General features: G+C 30.6%; 21 protein-coding genes and 1 pseudogene. 4 read left to right on the top strand and 18 right to left on the bottom strand.

Annotation, left to right across the window (positions count from 1 at the left end; all coding sequences use genetic code 11):
* Positions 1-186 precede the first annotated feature (186 nt).
* Entirely contained in the window at positions 187-1,566 is a 1,380-nt protein-coding gene (locus AL499_RS11630) for an aldehyde dehydrogenase (protein WP_002492707.1), read from the top strand.
* Between the two features lie 94 nt (positions 1,567-1,660).
* On the opposite strand, the gene pglS is transcribed toward AL499_RS11630, so the two are convergent.
* Together pglS and AL499_RS12590 are read right to left on the bottom strand one after the other, a co-directional pair.
* Positions 1,661-2,695, bottom strand: a complete 1,035-nt coding sequence (gene pglS / locus AL499_RS11625) for a 6-phosphogluconolactonase (RefSeq protein ID WP_002492709.1) — start codon at positions 2,693-2,695, stop codon at positions 1,661-1,663.
* Between the two features lie 125 nt (positions 2,696-2,820).
* Positions 2,821-2,994 carry a hypothetical protein gene (locus AL499_RS12590; protein WP_002461390.1) on the bottom strand — a complete coding sequence of 58 codons (174 nt, stop codon included), beginning with the start codon at positions 2,992-2,994 and terminating at the stop codon, positions 2,821-2,823.
* Between the two features lie 311 nt (positions 2,995-3,305).
* Between AL499_RS12590 and AL499_RS11620 the strand changes: the two genes are divergently transcribed.
* Positions 3,306-4,346, top strand: coding sequence for a C45 family autoproteolytic acyltransferase/hydrolase (locus tag AL499_RS11620; RefSeq protein WP_002477931.1), 1,041 nt, complete (start codon positions 3,306-3,308; stop codon positions 4,344-4,346).
* A 384-nt stretch (positions 4,347-4,730) separates the two neighbouring features.
* On the opposite strand, the gene AL499_RS11615 is transcribed toward AL499_RS11620, so the two are convergent.
* From AL499_RS11615 to AL499_RS11605, 3 genes are all read right to left on the bottom strand, one after another.
* Positions 4,731-5,570, bottom strand: a complete 840-nt coding sequence (locus tag AL499_RS11615; protein ID WP_002461393.1) for a DUF4097 family beta strand repeat-containing protein — start codon at positions 5,568-5,570, stop codon at positions 4,731-4,733.
* Entirely contained in the window at positions 5,570-6,124 is a 555-nt protein-coding gene (locus tag AL499_RS11610) for an HAAS signaling domain-containing protein (protein WP_002461394.1), read from the bottom strand. Before AL499_RS11610 ends, AL499_RS11615 begins: the two co-directional genes overlap by 1 nt.
* 69 nt (positions 6,125-6,193) lie before the next feature.
* The gene (locus tag AL499_RS11605; RefSeq protein ID WP_002477930.1) at positions 6,194-6,718 is read right to left on the bottom strand and encodes a hypothetical protein; all 525 of its coding nucleotides are present in this window, start codon (positions 6,716-6,718) and stop codon (positions 6,194-6,196) included.
* 128 nt (positions 6,719-6,846) lie between these two features.
* Here AL499_RS11605 and AL499_RS11600 point away from each other — a divergent pair, with 128 nt between their 5' ends.
* Positions 6,847-7,404 carry a thioredoxin family protein gene (locus AL499_RS11600; RefSeq protein ID WP_002492740.1) on the top strand — a complete coding sequence of 186 codons (558 nt, stop codon included), beginning with the start codon at positions 6,847-6,849 and terminating at the stop codon, positions 7,402-7,404.
* A gap of 93 nt (positions 7,405-7,497) precedes the next feature.
* Here the strand turns inward: AL499_RS11600 and pmtD are convergent, their stop codons facing one another.
* The 7 genes from pmtD to AL499_RS12840 form a co-directional block, all read right to left on the bottom strand.
* Positions 7,498-8,226 carry a phenol-soluble modulin export ABC transporter permease subunit PmtD gene (gene pmtD, locus AL499_RS11595; protein ID WP_002461398.1) on the bottom strand — a complete coding sequence of 243 codons (729 nt, stop codon included), beginning with the start codon at positions 8,224-8,226 and terminating at the stop codon, positions 7,498-7,500.
* Complete coding sequence (gene pmtC, locus AL499_RS11590) at positions 8,226-9,098, bottom strand: phenol-soluble modulin export ABC transporter ATP-binding protein PmtC (RefSeq protein WP_002461399.1); 873 nt, start codon at positions 9,096-9,098, stop codon at positions 8,226-8,228. Before pmtC ends, pmtD begins: the two co-directional genes overlap by 1 nt.
* 19 nt (positions 9,099-9,117) lie before the next feature.
* Positions 9,118-9,783, bottom strand: coding sequence for a phenol-soluble modulin export ABC transporter permease subunit PmtB (gene pmtB / locus AL499_RS11585; RefSeq protein WP_002492693.1), 666 nt, complete (start codon positions 9,781-9,783; stop codon positions 9,118-9,120).
* Positions 9,780-10,667 (bottom strand): phenol-soluble modulin export ABC transporter ATP-binding protein PmtA, encoded by an 888-nt coding sequence (gene pmtA / locus AL499_RS11580; protein ID WP_002492705.1) that lies wholly within the window; start codon positions 10,665-10,667, stop codon positions 9,780-9,782. Before pmtA ends, pmtB begins: the two co-directional genes overlap by 4 nt.
* On the bottom strand, positions 10,664-11,044 hold the full coding sequence (pmtR, locus tag AL499_RS11575; protein WP_002492708.1) for a PSM export ABC transporter transcriptional regulator PmtR: 381 nt from the start codon (positions 11,042-11,044) through the stop codon (positions 10,664-10,666). Before pmtR ends, pmtA begins: the two co-directional genes overlap by 4 nt.
* A gap of 225 nt (positions 11,045-11,269) precedes the next feature.
* Positions 11,270-11,449 (bottom strand): SE1626 family protein, encoded by a 180-nt coding sequence (locus tag AL499_RS11570; protein ID WP_002461405.1) that lies wholly within the window; start codon positions 11,447-11,449, stop codon positions 11,270-11,272.
* 191 nt (positions 11,450-11,640) lie between these two features.
* Positions 11,641-11,739, bottom strand: coding sequence for a Trp-rich small protein (locus AL499_RS12840; RefSeq protein ID WP_014533284.1), 99 nt, complete (start codon positions 11,737-11,739; stop codon positions 11,641-11,643).
* A 183-nt stretch (positions 11,740-11,922) separates the two neighbouring features.
* Between AL499_RS12840 and AL499_RS11565 the strand changes: the two genes are divergently transcribed.
* On the top strand, positions 11,923-13,209 hold the full coding sequence (locus AL499_RS11565) for an aminotransferase class I/II-fold pyridoxal phosphate-dependent enzyme (RefSeq protein WP_002492717.1): 1,287 nt from the start codon (positions 11,923-11,925) through the stop codon (positions 13,207-13,209).
* A gap of 920 nt (positions 13,210-14,129) precedes the next feature.
* On the opposite strand, the gene AL499_RS11560 is transcribed toward AL499_RS11565, so the two are convergent.
* The 6 genes and pseudogenes from AL499_RS11560 to AL499_RS11540 form a co-directional block, all read right to left on the bottom strand.
* On the bottom strand, positions 14,130-14,960 hold the full coding sequence (locus AL499_RS11560) for a class I SAM-dependent methyltransferase (RefSeq protein WP_062248912.1): 831 nt from the start codon (positions 14,958-14,960) through the stop codon (positions 14,130-14,132).
* Positions 14,961-15,017: 57 nt separating this feature from the next.
* Complete coding sequence (locus AL499_RS11555; protein WP_002445383.1) at positions 15,018-15,932, bottom strand: iron-hydroxamate ABC transporter substrate-binding protein; 915 nt, start codon at positions 15,930-15,932, stop codon at positions 15,018-15,020.
* Between the two features lie 254 nt (positions 15,933-16,186).
* Positions 16,187-16,297, bottom strand: a pseudogene (locus AL499_RS12780) (hypothetical protein); the annotation flags it as partial.
* 77 nt (positions 16,298-16,374) lie between these two features.
* On the bottom strand, positions 16,375-16,602 hold the full coding sequence (locus AL499_RS11550) for a hypothetical protein (protein WP_002445380.1): 228 nt from the start codon (positions 16,600-16,602) through the stop codon (positions 16,375-16,377).
* A 204-nt stretch (positions 16,603-16,806) separates the two neighbouring features.
* Complete coding sequence (locus tag AL499_RS11545; RefSeq protein ID WP_002445379.1) at positions 16,807-17,415, bottom strand: hypothetical protein; 609 nt, start codon at positions 17,413-17,415, stop codon at positions 16,807-16,809.
* Positions 17,408-17,917, bottom strand: a complete 510-nt coding sequence (locus tag AL499_RS11540; RefSeq protein WP_002492698.1) for a Panacea domain-containing protein — start codon at positions 17,915-17,917, stop codon at positions 17,408-17,410. Before AL499_RS11540 ends, AL499_RS11545 begins: the two co-directional genes overlap by 8 nt.
* Positions 17,918-18,139 lie beyond the last annotated feature (222 nt).

Genomic DNA, 18,139 nt, shown 5'->3' with positions numbered 1-18,139 from the left:
GAACATCATTATGTTTTAAACTATAAACTAAATATTGGCAGTAATTGACTTGATTGAAAGTACGCTGATACCAAGCTTTTTTCAATCCTAGTCAACCTTGCCAGGCGAGACTACGAATTCATAATGAATCCTGTCCCACTCCCCATGTCATTAATAATATTGATATAGAAAAAAGGAGGCACTGCATTGAATCACATAGAACAAAGATTTAATGAGAGCAAACAATATTTTAATACTCAAGCTACTAAAAATGTTAAGTTTAGAAAACAGCAATTAAAAAGTTTGCGTAAAAATATTAAAAACAATGAAAAAGCATTACTAGAAGCATTGAAAAAAGACCTAGGCAAAAACAATGTCGAAGCCTACGCGACTGAAATTGGCATCGTACTAAAAAGTATTAAGCTCGCACTTAAAGAATTAAAATCTTGGACTAAAACCCAACAAGTCGATACCCCATTATTTATGTTTCCGACAAAAAGTTATATTATGAAAGAACCTTATGGTACTGTCTTAATTATCGGACCTTTTAATTATCCTGTTCAACTAGTATTTGAGCCACTCATAGGTGCCATAGCAGCTGGTAATACGGCTATTATTAAGCCATCCGAATTGACACCACACACTACCGAAGTCGTTAATCACATCATTGAATCGTCTTTTGAACATCGGTATATTAGTATTGTTGAAGGTAGTATTGATGAAACTCAAACGTTGCTTCATCTCCCCTTTGATTACATTTTCTTTACAGGTAGTGAAAAGGTTGGACGTATTGTTTATGAAACAGCTAGCAAACAATTGACTCCTGTAACCCTTGAATTAGGAGGAAAATCACCTGTTATTGTCGACGAAACTGCGAATATTAAAGTAGCAAGTGATAGAATAACCTTTGGAAAATTTACAAATGCTGGACAAACGTGCGTAGCACCTGATTATATATTAGTAAATAAAAAAGTAAAATCTGCACTAATTACAGCATTAAAACACTCTATTTCAGAATTTTATGGCAAAAATGTTCAAAACAGTCCTGATTATGGGCGCATTATTAATGACAAACATTTTACTAGGTTAAATGAATTATTAAATATTCATCGCAATGAAATTATTGTTGGAGGGACTAGCGACAAAGAAAACCGATATATAGCGCCTACATTGTTAGAAAATATTACCCCACATTCTAAAATTATGGAAGAAGAAATATTTGGCCCTATTCTACCTATCATTGAATACGATGATTTTAATGAGGCATTAGATATCGTGCGCGCAAAATCAAAACCTTTAAGTTGTTACTTGTTTAGTGAAGATGAAAATAATACACAACGCGTACTGAATGAATTATCATTTGGTGGCGGTGCAATTAATGATACTTTAATGCATTTAGCTAATCCAAATTTACCTTTTGGAGGCGTTGGTGCTTCAGGCATTGGACAATATCATGGTAAATATTCATTTGATACATTTAGTCATGATAAATCTTATATATTTAAATCGACACGTTTAGATTCAAGTATGATTTATCCACCTTATAAAGGTAAATTAAAATACATTAAAGCGTTTTTTAAAAATTAATAAACAAGCCCAATAACCACAAGGCAGTTTTGATAGATTGACTATCATGACAACATATGCCAATGTGTTATTGGGCTTATTTTTATCTATTATTTCAAATTAAAAATGTGACACAAACACCTTCTGGAGCAACATGTGTTGAATCAGTCAACGATAACTTTCCAGTATCATGATTGCGTTCAAAGACTGTGACAATGCCTCCATCTTCTTGATGTGCACAAACAATGTAATCATCTGAAGCTGTTATATTAAAGTCTCGAGGAAATACGCCGCCACTTTTAACGATATCAATTAACTCTAAATGTGCACCTTCGTCACTTAATTTAAAAATGGCAATGCTATCATCTCCCCTATTACTCACATAGATAAAACGTTGGTCGTGAGATAAGCGTACTGCTGCTAACTTCGTTTCATTTTGTAGCTGTTCTGGTATTGTTGAATGACGTTCTAATTCATGAAACTCGCCATTTTGATAAGTTGTCACACTGATGATATTTGATAATTCATGTACCACATACGCATATTGTCCATTGTTATGAAATGCGATATGACGAGGCCCATCTGCATCATTAAATTGTGATACTGTACTTTCTTTAAATCCTTTATCACTGAATTCATATGTGATAATTCGATCCGCACCCAAATCAGTAACAACAACAAAGCGTTGATCTGGTGTCTCATGAATGAAGTGTGCATGTGAGTGTTCTTGACGTTCATGAGAACCAAGGGGATAATGGAGTGCTAATTCATCTATAAGGTTGATAATATGGCCTGTTTGAGTATCCAATTTATATAATCTCACAAGTCCAGCACTATATACTGCCTCAAAAAGGTATTCACCACTTGTTGATATAGATATATAACAACCTGTCCCTTCCGTTGATGGCAGACATTGATTCATATATGTTAAAGAGCCATCCGCTTCCTTTTTAAAACTTGCAACACCACACTGAGCATCCTCTTTTGTGATTGCATATAAATAATCATCTGTCTGAGCCAAATATGTTGATGCTTCAATGTTGTAACCTGTTTCTAAAAATTTGATACGCCCTTGTACATCATCTAATTCATAACGATAAATACCCTTTCCGTTATGTTTCGTATATGACCCAATATATCCAATTGTCATAACTATCATCCCTCCAAACTTCTTATTTACTATTCTATAAAAGATTACAATTAAATAACAACTATTTAACAAATAAAAAAACAGCGTCTGTAACACTAACAGACACTGACTAAAACAATATAGAATTAAGCATTATTTCCTTCAATATCAGAAATAATTTCTTTTGTTTTTCTTTCGATATCTTCAAAATCTTTTTTGAAAATGTAAGCAAAAGCTACAAAACCTACACTTACAATGACAGTTGTAATAGCCACTAAGCTAAATACAAATTTAAATAATCCTTTAATAAAGTTCCACATTGCGATTTCACCTCTATTTAAAAATAAGCATATTTACAATATATAATATTATCACATATGCATTTACCATTAAACTTATACCCTTATTCTGATATAATAATCAAAAGCTTATCACAATATTTTGTTACCAATTCCACCAATTAATAATAGCATTTTTTACTTTATTATAAGTGTTTCCATTCATGAAAATCACCTCATTAATTATGATTAGCAATATCTAATGCTGTTATTTATTATAAATTCATTATTGTGAAAAATACAATTAATAACATATTACAATTCTGTAATAAATTAACTTGTGGAGGTTTACAATGCAACATGTTCAATCTGAAATTATGACACATCGTGGCTCGCACTATGATTTAGGTGTTAAAACAGCTCAATGGTTACGTAAAACCCCTTTACTAAAAAATAGAGAACAAGAGTGGAAGAAACGCATGCCAAGATTTGATATAGATGTTAAAGAAACGTATGGCGTTTTTCAAACATATGCGCCAGAAATATGGCAAGAACTAACTGGAATGCAAGATGTATTAAATCTTCCAAGTAAACAAATGGTCTTAAATTTCGCACATTATCGTTTTACTGATTTACCAGAGAGCGGTTGTACCGTCTTTCAAGGCAAAGATTATATGGTCAGAAATTATGATTATCATCCTGCAACTTATGATGGTCGTTACTTATTATTTCAACCGAATGATGGTGGTTTAGCTCAAATTGGACCTACATCCAGAGTGACAGGTCGAATGGATGGCATGAATGAAGCTGGCCTAGTAATGGGGTACAATTTCATGCATCGTAAAAAGCCAGGTAATGGATTTGTATGCTATATGATTGGTCGCTTAATTTTACAATATTGTAAAACTGTTGATGATGCAATTACGTTTTTACAAGAACTTCCTCATAGAAGTTCTTTCAGCTACATAGTTATGGATAAAAACTTAAACCATGCAATTATTGAAGTCACGCCTCGCAGTTTCAACGTCCGTTATGATAAAGTATGTACGAATCACTTTGAACTTTTAACTCACGAAAATAGAAATTATACGGCTGAATCTCAAGCTCGCCTTGAACGTACTATCAGTCAAACATCACAATCACTTGACAAACATCAAGCATTCAAACTATTTAATGATCCTCAATATGAAATATATAGTAAATTATTCAGAAGTTGGTCTGGTACGATCCACACTTCTATGTATGAACCACAATCTTTATTTGCATGGATGACTTTAGGTGAAAATAAAGCGCCACGCGTTATTGATTTTCAAGCATGGTTAAACGGCACGCCGCTATCCTTTAATCAATTTGATGGTCGTTTAGATACTGATTTAACCTTTGCTACTTATTAATGAAAAAACATTAAATAACGTGTTTACTTCTATAACGAATAAACAAAAGAGAATAAGTCTCTGACAACATATAATTAAACATTAGGAATTAGTTTAAAGTATTTAGACAAGGCTTTTGAGGGTTCAAGATGTGCTGAAACTATTACCAATGAAAGCAAGTCAATAATACGAACGATCGTTAATAAAGAAAAGAGCAGGACTACGAGTTCATGATGAATTCGCAGTCCCGCCCTGGCAAGGTTGACTAGGATTGAAAAAGCTTGGTATCAGCGTACTTTCAATCCAGTCAACCACTGCCAATATTTAGTTTATAGTTTAAAACATAATGATGTACCAAACTGAACTGTTTTCTAGGTATCATGTTTTAGACTCTGTGTCATCTAATTATTGGATTATTATATCTCCATCAGTTGTATAAAACTCTAAAATGTTGTGACTGATACCTACTTTTCCTTCTTTAAATGCTGACTGTGTGACAACACTTTTACCGTGACCTGGATGAAGTTTTAATAATGTGTTTTTTGGCTTTCGTTTATATGCAAAATTAATGTCTCCATTTTTCGTAGCTGCTTTCAAATTTGATTGTCGCGGCATATCTTCAAATCTTATATCTCCTTGATTAGCAAGAAAAATAGAATCATTCATTTGGCTATTTTCAATGTTAAAGCCCCCACTGTCTACTTTAAAACGACTTGACCGCATCTTACTGTTATTGATGTTCATATAATAATTATCGCCATTGATTTCAGCATTATCGAAATGACAATTGGTAATATTTATGCTGTCAACCCCTTTATAAATTGTTGTCTCAGCTGACTGAATACCATCAATAATTAACTTATTGTTTGGAGCATCGATCGTTAAATGCTTTAACATTTTAGATGGTACCTCTATTTCAATCATATAATTAATGGTTCTAAATGGATTGACATTAACACTATAACCTCTATTTGAAGATTTGGTTTGCATTACGCGCAATGTACCTTTGTATTTATGCATAGTTACCTTATTATCACTGTAATATTTCACCTTAAATTGTTTACCTTGCTTTATATGAACGCCACCAGAAGCTTTAATTGATAAACTTTTTATTTCATTTGCATCATAAGACTGAGTATATTTCAAATTTTTATATTTTTCTTTATCATGCATAAACCATGATAGTGTACCGCTAATGAAGAAAATAATAAATATAGCGATACCTGCAATCATTACTTTTTTCATTATTGGACGCTTCCTTTAACCGTTTTAATATACCACATTAAATATTTAATAATTAAACGATAAATTAAATTAACCAGTTTTAATGCTAAAACGATAAATATTAATCCCAATCCTGAATATGAAAGCCCAAATAAAATATTACTCAATGAATCTGGAATGTGTCGCCACAAACTTACGAGCATTAAAATGATAGGTGTTAATGTTAGAACACAAGCCATTACCAATATAAGCATTAAAATCATCCCAACAATTAATGTAGGAATTAAAATAAATAGCGTCGATAATACACCTAAACTAAGTGATGCCATAACTGCTCTAACAACATTACGTAGATTAGGACGGAACTCTGCATAACTAATCGCTGATTTCGCTTTAAAATTTTTGGCAATATTTTGCGGTTCCGGCATTTTTGTAACAATTTGTTGTTCTGTTTTCCCTTGTTGTTCTTCAGCCAAAAACATCGATTCATACTTATACATAATTTGGTCTTTTTGTTCTCGAGGCAACTCATCTAATTCAATTTCAAGCTGGTTTAAAAAAGTAATCTTATCCATACGTTCACTCCACTATATCGTTTATCTATATATCATATTTAGTGGTAAAAATTTAATAAGTCGAATGTATTAGCGACTGAAAAATTCTAATCGTTTTACACTATTATCTTTATATAAAATAGATAATTTCATATGATTTTGCTTATCAAAATATGTAATTGACTTATATTTCTTGCCCTGATGTGTTTTTTTATAACTTTCCCCTAAATTCATAATGGCTTGATCAATTGAATCACCAATTTGAACTCCAAAATTAGTAGTAATATTAGAATGATTAATTAACACAATCCCTTTTATTTTATTACTATGCTTTTGAACTTTAACTATAAGATTTTTATACTTTTTATGTGTATAAAAACGATATCTATCTAACTTTATTTTGTGGTTCAGTTGATAATCCGAATTATTGAATTGTTGATTTAGTTGTAAATCATTAATTTTTAGTTCAGATAAATCCACCGACTTTTCATTTTTATAAACATTTAAACTTATTAAAACAATAATGGAACTTATTAAGAATATTAAAAAAACAATCCATCTGTTTTCAATACGCACTTTATTCACCACTTTCTTACTATTTATTAAATATATCATAAGCACTAGCTCGTTGCATTTATCTTTATGGTATCTTTATGAATATCTTATAAAAGAAAGCGTCTTCATTTGTATATTATGCATTTGTTGCTATAATTATATAAACTACTTAATGGGAGGAAATGATTATGGCTAAGTTAGAAACATATTTTAAGCAAAGTCAACCTATTGGTCAGTACATTGATGACATGACAGTAAACAAGGAAAATGTATTGTCAATTTATGAGTCATTCAAGCTACCTAATGATGATCAGCGACTCAAACAGTTGCAACAATCAGCTTACAGCAAAGTATTAGTAATATCAGAAGACTGGTGTGGCGATGCGATGATGAATTTACCTATTCTGAAACGTATCAGCGAAGAACTAAATTGGGAAGTGCGTGTCTTCCATAGAGACGAAGATACGGATTTAATTGATCAATATTTAACTAATGGTACATCTCGTTCGATACCCATTTTTATCTTTTTAAACGATAACTATGAACAAGAGACCGTTTGGGGTCCACGTGCACAAATTGTTCAAAAATTTGTCGATGACGTTCGTTCAACGCACTTACCTAACAAAGAAGATGCTAATTACGAAGATATGTTAAATGAAACACATGTTATTATTTCTAATCGTTATAAAACAGACTCTACATTATGGCAAGCTGTTTATGACTCTATTATTACGAAATTAAGTTAATTATCCAATGAAAAAACACCCTAAAAGTTAGCTTTCTTCTAACTTTTAGGGTGTACTTTGTTTCAATATTACTTTTATTATTTTTAATATTTTTTATATATCGCGCTTAGTTGCATAAAACAGTGTTGTTACAAAAAGCACTACAATTGATGCGATTGAGATAAACCACTGCCAATTTGTAAATTCTATATTGCTATTTAATTCCTTTTTTGTTAAATAGCTAAACGGTATATATTTCATCGCATCTTGTATGTGTTCTCCCCATTCTGGAATAAGTCCTAAAAATGGATCAATAAATGGCACAATAAAGATTAAGAAAATACCTATTGTAAATATCACTGCTGGCTTTTGAACAATGAGTGTCAGCAAGAATAATACTAATCCATAAAATAATAAGAAAATCACATAGAACCAAATGTTTTTTAGGAATATATCTCCATCTAATTTATCGCCCTTAGTAAAGGCTTGAATTAACAGCATAGAAATATAAGCTACTCCTGCAAATATAAGTGCTATCAAAATAATTGATATAACTTTCGCCATCACATATCCAATTCTGCTAGAAACTCTGTTCATATAAAGTTGAATTGTCCCTTGTGAATAATCTCTAGTGATTGTTTTAATTACAAAAAGCGTGCCCACAAATAGTAAAGCCCAGTTAATCATTGGAATTAATGACTCATAGTGGACTTTATGCGCATTTTTCATAAACAAGTAGGATACTAGTCCAAATAACCCACCAACAAGTGCAATTGCCACATATGTCAAATAACTTTTTATTATACTAATTAAATCATATTTCACTAGTTGTAAGCTTCTCATTATTTATCACCTCTTTGATTAATATTAAAATACGTGTCGCGTAATGAATTTTTACGTGATTCGATAAACGTTGGGTACACATGACGTTGCGCTAACAATTTAAGTAATTGACTATAATCTTGTTGAATTTTAATATGCAATTCTCCAAGTTCAGCATGTGACTCGAGTACATTGAAATGGTTCTCTAGCACTTCTTTCGCCTCGTCAAACTGCTCTACCTTAACTTTAATAATAGTAGCATCATCAATACTTCCTTTTGTCATATCAACATCTTGTACAAATTTACCATTTCTTAAGAAAATAGCACGATCACAAATTAATTCAATATCTTCAAGTTTATGACTAGAGATAAGTATTTTCATTTGTAGTTCTTCAACTAATGACTTAATTGTCTCAAGAACATCAATCGATCCATCTGGGTCCATACCATTCGTTGGTTCATCTAAAATCAAATACTTTGGTTTATTCATCAAAGAAACTGCAATTGCTAATTTTTGTTTCATACCCATAGAGTATTTTTTAACTTTTTTATTAATATATGATCTCATTCCAAAAGCATCGATAATTTTATCTGAATAACTTTTATCAAATCCATTACCTAATACTTGAGCAAATAATTTCAAATTATCTAATCCGGATTTATTATCATAAAGCTTTGGATGTTCGATTAAATAACCTATATTATCTTCACGATTAACCGCAACTTCTCCTTGATAGTTGATAATATTATTGTTCATCACTTTCATCAATGTTGTCTTTCCAACACCATTTTTACCAATAAGTCCTACAATTTGACTTTCCTTAAAATCAAAATCGATTTGGTCTAACACGACATTATCTTTATATGTTTTGGTGATTTTCTTTAATTGCATCAAATACCTCCTGACTTTTTTATAAACGTTTAATGTATTTTAACTGTATGAAATAATTAATAATAAATATGATAATTGCAATTACTAATAATCCGTTGTTTAAAAAATAAGCAACCTCATTTTTAGACAATTGATTATTGAACAAAGCATGATTTAAAACTGTAAAGAAAAATGAATACATAACTGGTATAACAATTAACATGAAGATTAAATAACCAACATAGCTAACGCCTTTTCGCTTATACTCCGTATATTTTGGAAAAGCGATTGGTATAGATAGGAAATTAACAATTAAAAATGAATATGCAGTTGAAATATGCAGTCGATTCATGAGTTCATTATCAATTGTTTGACTATCATATAAACCGATGACCAGTGCTCCAAAAAGTGTTAACAATAAGCACGTAAGATAATTTGCACGAAGCATGTCCTTTTTAGATACGGGCAAACTGGCAAAATATATATAGGCTTGTTGTCCACCTAGTCTTTTATGCACTCTAAACATATGTCCTGCATCAAAGATACTAATTATCATTAAGATGATACCTATTGGAATAAAGATGATAAATCCAAAATCTGTATTTACTGTAATAATAATGTAAATTGGAAAGAACACTAAAAGCCCTAAGTATATGTAAAGGGTCCATTGTCGTAATTTAAAGTTTCGCATCAGAAGGGATTTCATTGTGAATCCTCCCTTACTGATAGATTATTTTTCTGCCCTTTATCTAAATAAATCATTAATTCTTCTATCGTCGGACTATAAACTTCTACATCATGACCAAAAAGCTCTTTAAATGTATTACCGTGACTCGTCAATCCTAAGTAACCAGTGTGGCGTATCTCTTTGTAATCTAGTAGGTCATCTAGTTCACTATCTAATTGAGCTGCATCACCTTTGACAATATCATATTTTGCTAATAAAGCATCACATTCACCTGTTAATAAGATTTCACCATTCTTTAGATAAACTAAATAGTCGGCAATTTTTTCTAAATCAGACATAATATGCGTTGACATCAATACTGTCTTTTGTTCATCTAATAGTTCATGTTGTATCAATGTCAGAACTTCATTACGAGCTACTGGATCTAATCCAGAGGTAGGCTCGTCAAAAACAAACAGTTCTGCGTGATGACTAAGTGCTAACGCTAATGATAATTTCATTTTCATCCCACTCGAAAGCATCTTTATCTTTTGCTGCTTGTTCAAGTGAAATTGTCTCAAGTAATCGTTAAAACACTTCGTATCCCACTGATTATAAAAAGGTGCCGTATAATACTCTAATTTATCGATTGTCCAATCAGGATTTGCATATATATCTGAATAGACAAAGCCTATTTTATCCTTAATGTACTGTGGTGCATCATCCATAGTACGATTAAAGAGTTGAATTGTTCCACTAGAAGCCTCGAGTAAACCCATTATCAGACGTATGATGGTCGTCTTACCAGACCCATTAGCTCCGATAAAACCAGTGACAAATCCACGTGGTATATTAAAGGAAATATTTTTGAGTTCAATTGATGGATTTTTGTAATTAACGTTGTTTAGTTCTACAACATTCATACTTCATCCTCCTCATAAATCAAAGAGATAATTTCCTTTATTTCTGCTAAAGACATACCAATCGTTTTAGCCTCTTTACACAATGAATGAGCAAGTTGTTCAATCACAATAAATTGTTTCTCTTTTAAAATAGATTGGTCTTGTTCTTTAACAAAGGTGCCTTTTCCTCTAATTGTATTCACAAATCCATCTTTTTCTAAATCTTCATAAGCACGTTTTGTCGTGATTAAACTGACTTGTAAATCCTTAGCCAGCTCTCTCATTGATGGTAAATGGCTCCCAGCATCTATCTGACCTGTTAAAATATTTTCTTTTATTTGCTGCTTTATTTGTTCATATATAGGTTGATTAGAGGTGTTTTTTATCAGTATTTTCATGCACGTCCCCCTTTAATAACTGTATATACATAATATACACACTATAACTTCATATGTAAAGAGAAAAAAAGAGATTTATTGTTTTATTCAGGAGGACTGTATATATACTATATATATGCAATTGCATTTTCTCGTAATATATAAGCCGTAAAATGCCTGAAGTTCAGCAATTTACGACTTAAGTATATCGATAAGAACATGGTAAAAAATGTAATTATTATTACTTTATTTTCTATTTTGCTTGCGTCTATCATTGTTCCGACTAATAAAAGCACAAATAATGAACAAAATAGCAGCGGTTAAAATTTTAATTCCTGAGCTTTCGTGATTCGTAGCTTGTAAATAGTATCCAAGAACAAAAAGAATAATTGCTAAAATAGCAAATATTTTAGTTAAATGCTTCATTTCATTCACCTCAACACGAGCATTATATCAGACTTAGCTACAACAATGAACTGATTTTAATAACTATAAATAAGATAGCACACTTTTATATTGATGAAATTAGAATCGAATGTTAGAATATAGGTGTATCCACAAATTATGCTACACAACCCCAAGTCTGTTGCCGCAGACTTGGGGTTTTTTGTGTATGGTCATCCTTTATCTTTCCATTTGTTTTCTAACCAAATACGAAAAATAACAAGTATTCCACCTGTTAATAATGTAGTTATTACATCTAACCACCACGTCATTATGCTACACCTCCCAAACTGCAAAGTGCCATTGGATAGATGACCTGTTCTTATTTTAACATAAAATAAGAACATATGTTCGTATTGAAGAAATTTATTTACCTATATTTTTAAGATGACTTTATCTTTATCAATTTTCAAGATAATATAAGTATGAATATAAATTAAAGTGAGGTTAAATAAATGAACCCATTAGCACAGAACTTAAATAATGAACTTTATCAGTACAATCCAGAAGTTTTATCCATGTTGTCTCAATTAGGTAAAGAAATGTTTTACCCAAAAGGTATTCTTTCCCAATCAGCAGATGCCAAGTCTACAAAATATAATGCCACAATAGGAATGGCCACAGATAAAGACGGTAAAATGTATGCTAACGAATTATATGGTGTCTTTAATCATTTATCACCAGATGAAATTTTTCCTTATGCGCCACCTCAAGGCATTGAAGGATTAAGAACATTGTGGCAAGAAAAAATATTAAAAGAAAATCCAGATTTAAAGTCACATATGATCAGTAAACCAATCGTGACAAATGCGCTTACTCATGGTTTGTCACTAATTGGTGATCTCTTTGTTGATACAAATGATACTATTTTATTGCCATCACATAATTGGGGTAACTATAAACTAATCTTTAATACAAGACATCAAGCTAATATCAATACTTATGATATTTTTGATAATAATGGCCATTATACTACGGATGCATTAGTATCAACTTTAGAACATTACACTTCTGACAAGGTTATTATGATTTTAAATTATCCAAATAATCCAACTGGCTATACACCAACTAAACAAGAAGTGAAAACAATTGTTGAAGCCATTGAAGCATTAGCCAATAAGGGGACAAAAGTAATTGCGGTTGTAGACGATGCATATTATGGTTTATTTTATGAAGATGTCTATACGCAATCTATCTTCACAGCGCTCACTACTTTAAATCACAAGAATATTTTACCTGTTCGTTTAGATGGTGCAACAAAAGAATTTTTTGCATGGGGATTGCGTGTTGGCTTTATGACATTTGGTATTCATAATGATACAGCTCAACAAGTATTAGAAGCTAAAGTCAAAGGGTTAATCAGAAGTAATATTTCTAGTGGACCAATGCCATCACAAAACGCAATTAAATATGTATTAGAACATCATGAACAATTTAATAAAGAAATTCAAGCAAACATTAATACTTTGCAAGAGCGTTATGCTGTAACTAAAGAAGTCGTTTATGATAAACAATACCAACGTCATTGGCAAGCTTATGATTTTAATTCAGGCTACTTTATGGCACTTAAAGTGAACGGTGTTGATCCTGAGGAATTACGTGTTCATTTAATTAATAAATATTCAATCGGTATTATTGCCTTAAATGACACTGATATTCGTGTTGCCTTCAGCTGTGTCGAAAAAGATGATATTCCGCATGTATTTAATTCGATTGCTCAAGCTATTGAAGATTTAAAATAAGGAAATCGTTGATTTGAAAAACATTTTTTAGAATATCATTCATGAAAAATATAGGCTAGACCATTTTCCCCCAAATAATAGAGTCTGGCACATAAATCTCAGAGAAGGAGCACTCAGATGAATTGAATTCAACTCATCTGAGTGCTCCTTTTTGATTTAATACTTCGTATTGTTTGCTCGCTTTCTTAGGGGACAGCTTTAGTCACCCCAACTTGCTTTGTTCGACGAAATGCTTTTCGCATTTCTTTTTGTTGGGGCCCCACCCCAACTCGCTTTGTCTGACGAATTTCTTCTCGAAATTCTATTTGTCTAAGAATTTTATGTCCCAGACTGTTTTTTATATTTTATACTACACGCTTAAAAGAACGGAGTTTTTAATGAATCAAAATGTTTAACGTTCTTAACTTTCAAAGTTGATTAGGACGGAAAAAGCTTGGTGTAAACTTATTTTCAATCTAGTAAAATACTACCAATATAATAGTTAAGAGCCTAAGACATAATAATTATGTCTTAGGCTCTATATTTAACTTTTTAACGCTATTTTACATCATACCTGGCATTAAGGGCAGTATGAAATAGATATAAATCACATACAAAAAGCCTATTAAATCAGCATTTTGCATTCTTTAAACATTCATTTTTTTTAATTTTTTCATTTCATTATGACCAAGTTATGACCACCAATTATTTCACACACAAACCTTTATAAATATATTTACAATAATTAATATGTTTATCCATAGAATGATTTCTCGTTGCAATATAATGCTTCTCTCAGCATCTTATATCACCTAACAAAGTTAAGTGTAAAACGTTAAAATTGAAAAAACACAAGATATTTGTGCACTTTACTTTTAATAAATTTCTAGCTACATCTTTTTTGAAATGTTTTATTTTAATACTCAATTATCAGTAAATTTTTAAGCTGGTTTATATTCCATAATTACTATTTTATTGTTTAGCCTTTTTTTCAGATAAGGTATATATCTACAATACCCAAAGAGCCCCCACCTTTTCTTATGGTAGTCAAAGTAATTATATTCATTTATAACTTTCATTTTATTTGGTAAAACTTTATCCAATTCATTTAAATCATTGTATCCATATTTAAAAACAGGTTGTGAGGATAATTTTGATACAGATTTATGTCTTTTTGTATTACTTGCAATTGTTTTTGAGCAAAATTCAATCGCAAAGGCCAAATTATGATCTCCAAACTTTTTAATAATAGTATGTAATAATTTAGTCATTACACTCTCATCAAAATACATCAATACACCTTCAAAGATAAACAATATATTTGACTTACTATTAAAAAATTTATAATTTTTAACATCTTCAATCCAACTGTAATCCAGCATTGATTTAGCTATCATCTTATAACTATCTGTTTCTTTAAAAAATGTTTTTCGTATTTCTATTGATTCAGGTACATCTAAATCTATCCACGATATTTTTTCTTTATTAAATCTTTGAAACCTTGTATCTAAGCCACAACCTATATTGACCACAATCAAATTTTTATTATCCTTGATAAGTCTTTTAGTAACACTATCTATTATCACAGAACGTATACTAATTCCAATTTGAGACATGTCATCACATGTAACATTTTTGTACATATCATCTAAACCATCAAATATTTTTTTAGATAGTGCGTCTTTTATTATTGGTTTTTCGTATTCGTACTCTTTTGCTCGAGCTATCAAAGGAATTAACATTGATTCGGGAATTCCATCCAGTCGTTTCATTTAATCACTCCTTAAAAATATTATTATTAATACATTAGAAATTTTTATAACTTATTTCTAGTGAGATTTATTTAAAATTTCTTTTTTTAATTTACTTCTCAAATGTTCTAATGTAATAGGATCTGTGAACCAATAATCTTCTGCTTTATATGAAATTACATGTCCTTTTTTTACAGCTTCAATATTCTGCCATGTATGTGTTTTTTCAAAATCAAATTTTCCGTACGAAGGTTTACTTAAAAATATATAATCACCAGCATATTTACTAATATTTTCTTTTGAAATGGAAGCATAACCTTTTTTATCTTCTTGTAATTTATCTTTATATTGCTTTGTCATTGGCATACCGAATGCATCATGAACAATATCCAAACCACGACCCCATGTAGAGTTATATATGTATATTTGCTTTTCATCTGGTTCAAACACAGATGCTGTTGCTTGACCAACTTTACTTTGAATTTCTTTTTTATCTTTTCTAGTTTTATCTTCCCACTCTTCAATCCATTTTTTGGCTTTATCCTCATTATTAGTCAACTTGCCTATTTCTTTTAATATTTCTTTATGATTGTATTTATTGTATGTATATGGGACTGTTGGCGCTATTTTTTGATATTTTTTAATATTTTTATCCATAGCATCTACAACTATTAAATCTGGTTTTGCTTTAGCAACTTTTTCAACATCGTTTTCTCCAATATAATCAACCCCTTTTAAATAAGGTTTTAAGATTGAAGAATCTTTAGTTATATCTGAAACAGCAATTGGTTTGATTCCTAACTTTATAAAATCACCAACATAAAATCCAGTTAATACAGCAACTCTTTTAGGTTTCTCTGGTACTTTCAGTGTTTTACCATTTTCAATTTTATAGTCTATAGTCTTTGTCGAGTCACTTGTTTTATCGACAGACGCTGAACACGCAGTCAAAATAAATAAACTACATAATAAAATTCCAATTAATCCTTTCATAATATCATCCTTTCGTTTTTAATTGATATTCATTTTCAATTATAGATTTTTAAAAATAATAGTCAATACTTATACCTATCCTACTCGATGATATGAATGTATTTCGTTAAGCCATAATTAACTTATACATTGTTTTTAACGTGTGAGAGAATTTTTATTATCACATGAAAGCTTTTTGATATAGAAGTTTGTGAATAAAAAATAGGCAAGTACCGAAGTACCTGCCTAGAAAAGGATCATTCACTTTTTATATTCTAACTGATTTTTCCCCATAAGTCACTTAATACCTGACTAGTTGGAACAGAACTATTCCATGTTCTAATAGGCAAGTAATAACGTTGCCCCTCCCGTTTATATAATACCCATAAATAATTTTTATATAACTAATTTATGTAATTTTACAAGGCTCAAAATTGAGTTCTGCAGTTAAATTCATAAACATTTAGTATGGAATTTTAGTTTTGCTGTTTGATGTTATGTGTATTTTGGTGCGTTCTGGTACAGGTAAGTTAGCTATTTCCGATAAAGCTCTCAGACCTAAATGTTGGTATGTACCAACATCTTTAATTTCTTCAGAAACTTTAATGAAACGATGAGCTTGTGTTCTATCTAAGTTGATATTTTTCAACCAATTACCCAATTCTCCATGTGCTAGGTCATTTTCTTTCACATGCTTCAATCTTCGACCAATCTCGAAAATCGATTAACCAGCCTTTGATGATGTCGAATTTAACAATGTAATATATACATTTTGCATACATAGTTATTAAAACTCATTCCCCACTGCAACACAGGGCGTTTCTCAGCGTCCTAAAATACAAAAAACGTCACTCGTAAGTGACGCTTGAAACGATATATTTAACTTACCCGTATGCTAATTAATAAAATACCGACTAATACAATGTTTTTTGCTATTAGTAACTGATTGATAGGTTGTAATCATCATTTTATCTTTATTCATTTTACCATGCTGACTTGGTAAAACTAAATGTTGTGGATCAATACAAACTATTTTTATTTCGTTATCAATCAAATCGTAATACCAATATACTCTTAAACCCTCTTGAACATCAAGTAACCCTCTAATATCTGTTTTCATTAAGCCCTTTATATTTCTAATATCTTGTTGAGTATATAAAGATAAAATTGATAACATTCTCTCATCATAATTTATATTCGTAGCTTCATCGGGGTTATTTTTGACTATGCTTATATTTTCACTGAAATGGGTTATAGCATTGATTTGATTTTGTTGTGTAAAATCAGAAATAAAATTAGTAAATTTCAGATCATTATTTTGTTTTGAATACTTTACTTCTTCATTAAAAAAAACAACTTCTTTTACTTCAGCATTTCTTAACTCGATTTCTACTTTGTCAGTTTCAAATTCATTTCTAGTTGGTAAAAAATCTTTATTAACTATTTCAACGTGAACGTTCTTTTTTCTTTTTTTAGAAGTAACATTACTATTAAATCTAGGCATTTACCAATCCTATATATTCCTTAATAATTAAATCGTTATTCATAATTTCTTGCTGAGTAATTTTATTTTTCCACTCTTCATCTTCATGAGAACGTTCTACTAAACCAAAATCACTAATTTTTAAAGTACTCTTAATAATTTCTCTCAAATATTCTGTAATTTCCTGCTGCATTGTTTTATCTTCTATTTCAAAATTACTCATTGAAAAGTCTATGTCATTATAGCCAAGACTATATTTATTGTTCTTATATACGTCTCGAATAACAGGGCCGTATTGCCAAGCTTCAAATTGAGCGTCAAATAAATATTCAGGCAAGTTTAAACTTTCACTTTTTGTAACTTCATATTCTTTACTTTTAGATAGTTGCCCATATGAAGCACCATAATATGCAAATAAAAAGTATAATGTTTTTTGTAGTCTTAAAGGAGAAATGTTTTTTATTTCTTCTTTCATTAAACCAATTATATTTTCAACTGTTGTCAGGTATTTTTGCTCAGCCATGATAAACTCCTCCATAATCAACACATCATATTGAACATAAAAATAACAGTGACTATACACTGTCACTGTGTATACTTTCTATAATTGGTACACAAAAACAGTATATATCTTTGTGTGTATTCGCTAAGATGTGTTACGCATTTGCAACTCTTATTTATAATATAGAGCATTTCAACATTTTTTACCATACATCCACTCAAATTTGTCAACTTAATCTGAAAT

Source organism: Staphylococcus lugdunensis, from assembly GCF_001558775.1.
GTDB lineage: Bacteria > Bacillota > Bacilli > Staphylococcales > Staphylococcaceae > Staphylococcus > Staphylococcus lugdunensis.
The sequence above is the reverse complement of the archived record's forward strand: the minus strand, read 5'-3'. Positions and strand labels throughout refer to the sequence as shown.